This is a genomic window from Cellvibrio sp. (assembly GCF_053579595.1).
In genome coordinates this window covers 1-5,524 of the sequence record NZ_JBRFPI010000313.1, presented here as the reverse complement: position 1 = coordinate 5,524, position 5,524 = coordinate 1, and the positions used below count along the sequence as shown (strand labels likewise).

The window sequence follows — 5,524 nt, the reverse complement described above, 5'->3', positions numbered from 1 at the left end:
GCCTACTTCGATAAAAGAAGGTGAGCCTGGGCTTGGTGAGCGGTAGAAAGTGCCTACCATTGGCGATTTAACCACGTGGCCAGTCACCACAGGTGCTGGGGCCGGTGTGGTAGCGGCTGCAACCGGTGCAGCGGCGGGTGCTGCCGCTGGCGCTGTAGGCATAGCGTAACCAGCCGGTGCTGGCGCGCTGAAATATTGGGTGGTGCCACTGTTACGTGCGATACGAACAGATTCTTCGCCTTCTTTGATTTCCAGTTCGCCGATGTTGGATTCTTCCAACAGCTCGATCAGTTTTTTGATTTTGCGAATATCCATAAAGTCCTCTCTGTAACAAGGTTTGTTGTGGTTAGTATTGGCCAGGCCAAGTTAATGAAAAAACTATTTAACGAGTTTGAACGCCGCTTGCAGCGCCAGTTCATAACTGGTGGCGCCAAAGCCGCAGATAACGCCTTGGGCGACATCGGAAAAATAGGAGTGATGGCGAAAAGCTTCACGTTTATGCACGTTGGATAAATGCACTTCGATAAAAGGGATATCAACGCCGAGCAGTGCATCGCGCAGAGCGACACTGGTATGGGTAAATGCAGCAGGATTGATGATGATGAAATCGACCCCCTCTCTGCGCGCATCGTGAATACGGTCAATTAAATCGTACTCTGGATGGCTATCCAGGGTGTGCAAGAGGAGACGGGCAGCAAAAGCTATCTGGGTCAAGTTGCGGTTGATGTCATCGAGCGTAGTTGCACCATAGATGCCTGGTTCGCGCAGCCCTAATAAGTTCAGGTTGGGGCCGTGAAGTACCAAAATGGTTGCCATTAACTGTGATCCTGCGGTGATTTTCTGGTTTTATGCTGAGACTCGCGTCGAACGGCCAAGTTCAGCTTGCCGGGGATTTCAAAGTGGAGGGAGTTTGCCGCAAAAAGCAGGATATGTCCACGATACCAGCGAAATTTTGTTTAGATGGCAGAAAATGCCTGCATGATTGCAGAAGTTATTCGTGAAGGTGTTAAAAATAAGGCTGTAAATAGCGGTTTTGTTCGATTATCCCCGCATCTTGCCTCCATGTTAGCGACAAGATACGGGAAGTTAACAAAAAATGCTGTCAATTGTTTCTATTATCGCCAATAACGGTCAATTTAAGGCTTATTTTCGCCTTTTAAGGTTCTGATAACCAAATCTTGCGTCAATAGTTGCGGCAGAATCGTTGCTTTTCCACCGCTATTGGCGGGAAACCAGAGGTAGAGGGGGACGCCACTGCGGCCATATTCTTGCAGGAGTTCGGTGATTTTCGGGTCAGTATTCGTCCAATCACCTTTAATTGTCGCCACATTCAGCTCATCAAACGTCTGTTCAACCGCTTGGGTGTGCAGCGCAATTCGCTCATTTGCGAGGCAGGTCAGGCACCAATCGGCAGTTAAATTGACAAATACCGGGCGGCCTTCGGCGCGTAAAGAAGCGACTAGCTCGGGGCTGTAGACTTGCCAGCGGTCGTCAGTAGTCGATTTTTGCTCACGACTTTCGGCGCCTTGCCATACCAAAATAATGGCCAGTATCCAGCTTGTGGCGATAAGAATCCGGCGCACCAGCTGCCAAAATCCGCGCGCTTCCCGCCCTAATAGCCAGCAGCCAAATGCGATAGCCACAGCGCCTGCGCAGAGTGCGGCCATCCCGCTCACGCTGGTCTGGCGCCCGAACACCCAAAGTAACCAGATCGCGCTCAAATAGAGAGGAAAGGCAAGGAATTGCTTGAGGTTGTCCATCCAGGCGCCGGGTTTGGGCAGGCGCGCCGCCAATGTAGGTAAATAGCAAAGTATTAATAATGGAAGTGCCATGCCAAAGCCGAGTGCGGCAAATACGGCAAGGCAGGCGATGGCAGGTTGGGTAAGCGCAAAGCCAAGTGCAGCGCCCATAAACGGAGCCGTGCAGGGGCTGGCGACTACCGCAGCCAGAACGCCCGTAAAGAATGAACCGCTCAAGCCGGATTTCTGGGTCAGGTTTTGGCCGGCACCCATCAGGCTGCTGCCAACATTAATCAGGCCAGACATGCTCAAGCCCATCACAAAAAACAAATAGGCGAGGGCGGCGATTAGGCCTGGTGATTGCAGTTGGAAGCCCCAGCCAATCGCCTCTCCCCCTTTGCGAGCAAGTAGCAGCGCAACCGCAAAACCCACAAAACACACCACAATCCCAAGGGTATAGACCCAGCCGTGAATGGCGAGCCGCGAGCGATCGGCAGCAGCCAAGCTCATCACCTTTATAGACAGAACCGGAAACACGCAGGGCATTAAGTTGAGGATCATCCCTCCAAGCAGCGCCAGCAGTATCGCCTGCAAAATCCAGCCTGAGTTTGGTGCATAAGTAGGCGGTGTGCTGGTTGATGCCGGTATCGGTGCAGTGGTGGGTATTTGTGTGTTGGGCTCTTGTTCTATGACCGATGCGCTCGCCGGGTCAATAGACAGTGCCAGTTTTTGCGGCGGGTAACACAGGCCTGCATCGGCGCAGCCCTGGTATTCCAGTTTTAGGTCAAATGGTTTGGCGATGCCGGCCAAATCAAAACTGGCTGAGACTTCATGGTAGTGAACCATGGTTTCGCGCTCAAACAGTTCGTCGTACTTCATCTTGCCCGGAGTATAGGTAGGCGAAATTGCAATGCTTTCATCGGTACGGAACTTAAAACGCTCCTCGTAAAGGTAGTAGCTGTCCGCTATCTGCCAATGCAGTACCAATTTACCTTGCGCAATCGTATAGCTGGGTTTGAATGCCTCGGCTACTGGTAAAAATTCATCCTGGCCGGTCAGCAAACTGGAGTTCAAAGTATTGCTGCTCTGTGCGAGAGGATCCCCTTTGGGCGCTAGTAGATCTTCCGCAAGGCTGGCGTGCGCAAGCAAAATGCCAGTCAATAATAGGATTTTTACACTGAGTTGCTGCAAAAAACGAAGTCTTAACGGAGACAGATTAAGCATGGTATGAGGAGCTTCCCGATCTGGAAATGGGGTTCGTGGGCAAGTAGGTTGCACGGCGAGGGGTGCTCGGCAGCGCGACTTACAGTAACATACGGCGCCTTATAGACAACCGGCAATACACAACATTCTACCTGAGGCGAATTTTTTCTTTTGCGGCAGGCGTCCGGTTGGCTCGGTTAAGATGAAATTGGTGTGGGTTTTTAAAAATTCAGTTCTAGAGAAAAGGTGCTATGCGTAATTCGGTTGGTCGCAGTGGATTAGTGATTGTGTTGGCTTGTGCACTTGGCGCTTGCCAGATTCCCTTTTATGCCAACCAGAAAAAACAACCCGCACCTGTGCCAGCGCCTGTTGTGCAGCCAAAACCAGTTATCACCAAGGAACAGCAGGTCGTGAAGATGCTGATCCTCAACGGCGAATACACCTTGTCGCAAAACCAGCTGCTCACTCCAACCAATGACAATGCCTACGACTACTTCCGTGCTGCGCTCAAGCTCGATCCCAATAATGCCCGCGCCAAAGGTGGGCTACAGGGGATTGTGATGCGCTATGTAGATCTCGCCCGCCAGGCGGCTGCTCGCGGTAATTATTCACAGGCTACGACCATGCTTAACAATGCCCGCATCGTTGACCCTAATAATTTATTGATTAAAGAAGTTGCAGCCGGTTTGACCGAGCAAATCAAATCCACTCCACCAGTTGAACCCTATCGCGGTGGCGCTAATGAATTTTTGCTCGATGCAAGTTTGCTCGGTAAAGATGATCCCAAAATTATCGCTAAATTGACCGAGATCGCACAAAAGCTAAAAGCCACCAATGGCCTTGCCATGATTATTGCGCGCACCGATGTAGAGGGGCGTTGGATCTATCAAAAAATGCGCGATGCGGTACCGGGTTACCGTGTGCGTGGTGATATCAAGCTGGGTAGTCCGCCGCGTATACAATTGGTACCTGCGGCGCAATAAAAGGCGCGCAGGTTTTTTTACAGATGAAGTGTTTTGAGCAGTGTATTTGCCAAGCCGTGCTGTTGCGCATCACTGCTCGATTTTAAACCTGCAATTGTCCCCAGCTTATCGGCCTCTGATCTGCTTTGCCCCAGCTTCCACTTTCCAATCATTTTCTTGATGGGTATTTCTATACCCACAATAGCTCCGCTCAGTTTTTCAATAAAATCCACTGGTGCATCACTCACCTGCCAAGGCAGTGCTTGCTTGGCTTCGTGCAAATTAGTTAATTCATTTAGATGTGCAAGCAACTCGTGCGGGTCTTGAATTATTTCTGGCACTCCGTAAGCATGGACAACACAATAATTCCACGTAGGTACCGCCTTACCATTTTCATGTTTGCTCGGATACCATGACGGCGAAATATAAGCCTGATCGCCGTGGAATGTAACAACGGAATCATTGATCCGTGAACAGGTTTTCCAAATGGTATTTGCCTTGGCAACATGGCAAACAAGTGTTCCAAACTCCCCTTTGTTTTCTTTAATAACGAAAGGAATATGGTTCACTTCAATTTCCCCATTCACAATAGCTGCCCAGGTACCTAAAGGTTTTTCTCGGATTAACGCATGAAGCACGGCGATGTTATTTTCTTCATTTGATTGTGGTATGTACATTAAGTCTTCCTTTTAAATGCGTCCCGCAAACGTTGACATAATCATAACCCATTATTCAGTAAATATTTTTGATTTTCCAAGGGGAACGAGAGACCCTGAATAAGGCCTTGGTAAATTTCATTAATACAGATCATTTCTTTCTCCCATTTTTATATGAGAGAAATTGCGAGTGTCAAGCGAACAAAATTAGCGTTGCAGGCATTGATTTTTTTGCCTCAGTCGCTTGTTTAAAAATACTTAAGGTGCAATTAATTTATGGGTAACTGCTTGAGTCTATTTCCGTTTTTCTAAGATAAATGGATATTGCAAATAGCCATAAAGATATTACCCATAAATAGCCTCCAAGATCTAACCCAGTACCTTCAAAAAGGTCAAATGACCCCATGCTCAAGCCTCCATGAAATGGACCAAAAATAACTGTGGTACTTACTGCAGCCAGAATGAGGCTTCGTTTCAAATATATTTTATTAAAAGTTTTGAAAACACAATTAGTTGAATATACCAATACTAAGTTGCAAAACCACCTTGGGTCTAAGGTGAGCACTGCAAGCGCTCCGATTGTTAACGCCTCAATACCATAAATAGGATTGTTACCTTTCACAGTCCAGACTGGAAAAACTAAAGCTATACAGTAGATAATAAGGGCTACCTTGAATAGTTGCTTGCTGTTCATAAATTTCCTTTTAACGCTTAGTTAATGGGCAGTTTGTAAGTTGCGCTTGCGATTAGCTTTCCACACCGACAAACCAAATGCGCGACTTACGAACTGTCCCAGCGCACGCAGTGCGCGTATTCAACGCCTTGTTGTAAGCTGGACGTTAGTTGTTGCTACAAAGTGCAAGCTCTTACGAAAACCACACCCAATTATTTTGTTCAACGCGCGGACTTGATGGAGCTGTAGCCGAGCGCGATTAACTTTGTTTAATTTCAATTTTCACTAACA

General features: G+C 48.2%; 6 protein-coding genes. 1 reads left to right on the top strand and 5 read right to left on the bottom strand.

Annotated features, from left to right (window positions below; genetic code table 11):
- The 3 genes from ACWA6V_RS16545 to ACWA6V_RS16535 all read right to left on the bottom strand — a co-directional run.
- Window positions 1–315 (bottom strand): acetyl-CoA carboxylase biotin carboxyl carrier protein (locus ACWA6V_RS16545; protein WP_449523524.1); only part of this gene is annotated, 315 nt, incomplete at its 3' end.
- A 63-nt stretch (window positions 316–378) separates the two neighbouring features.
- Window positions 379–816, bottom strand: coding sequence for a type II 3-dehydroquinate dehydratase (aroQ, locus tag ACWA6V_RS16540; protein WP_449523523.1), 438 nt, complete (start codon window positions 814–816; stop codon window positions 379–381).
- A gap of 320 nt (window positions 817–1,136) precedes the next feature.
- The gene (locus ACWA6V_RS16535) at window positions 1,137–2,963 is read right to left on the bottom strand and encodes a protein-disulfide reductase DsbD family protein (protein ID WP_449523522.1); all 1,827 of its coding nucleotides are present in this window, start codon (window positions 2,961–2,963) and stop codon (window positions 1,137–1,139) included.
- Window positions 2,964–3,193: 230 nt separating this feature from the next.
- On the opposite strand from ACWA6V_RS16535, the gene ACWA6V_RS16530 reads away from it, so the two are divergent.
- The gene (locus ACWA6V_RS16530) at window positions 3,194–3,925 is read left to right on the top strand and encodes a tetratricopeptide repeat protein (RefSeq protein ID WP_449523521.1); all 732 of its coding nucleotides are present in this window, start codon (window positions 3,194–3,196) and stop codon (window positions 3,923–3,925) included.
- 17 nt (window positions 3,926–3,942) lie between these two features.
- On the opposite strand, the gene ACWA6V_RS16525 is transcribed toward ACWA6V_RS16530, so the two are convergent.
- Both ACWA6V_RS16525 and ACWA6V_RS16520 read right to left on the bottom strand, forming a co-directional pair.
- Entirely contained in the window at window positions 3,943–4,581 is a 639-nt protein-coding gene (locus ACWA6V_RS16525) for an FMN-binding negative transcriptional regulator (RefSeq protein ID WP_449523520.1), read from the bottom strand.
- Between the two features lie 253 nt (window positions 4,582–4,834).
- Entirely contained in the window at window positions 4,835–5,254 is a 420-nt protein-coding gene (locus ACWA6V_RS16520; protein ID WP_449523519.1) for a hypothetical protein, read from the bottom strand.
- Between the last annotated feature and the right edge of the window lie 270 nt (window positions 5,255–5,524).

Excerpts from the sequence above, each read along its gene's own strand:
- ACWA6V_RS16535 (WP_449523522.1), bottom strand. The coding sequence starts at position 2,963 with ATGCTTAATCTGTCTCCGTTAAGACTTCGTTTTTTGCAGCAACTCAGT.
- ACWA6V_RS16530 (WP_449523521.1), top strand. The coding sequence starts at position 3,194 with ATGCGTAATTCGGTTGGTCGCAGTGGATTAGTGATTGTGTTGGCTTGT.
- ACWA6V_RS16520 (WP_449523519.1), bottom strand. The coding sequence starts at position 5,254 with ATGAACAGCAAGCAACTATTCAAGGTAGCCCTTATTATCTACTGTATA.
- ACWA6V_RS16525 (WP_449523520.1), bottom strand. The coding sequence starts at position 4,581 with ATGTACATACCACAATCAAATGAAGAAAATAACATCGCCGTGCTTCAT.
- aroQ (WP_449523523.1), bottom strand. The coding sequence starts at position 816 with ATGGCAACCATTTTGGTACTTCACGGCCCCAACCTGAACTTATTAGGG.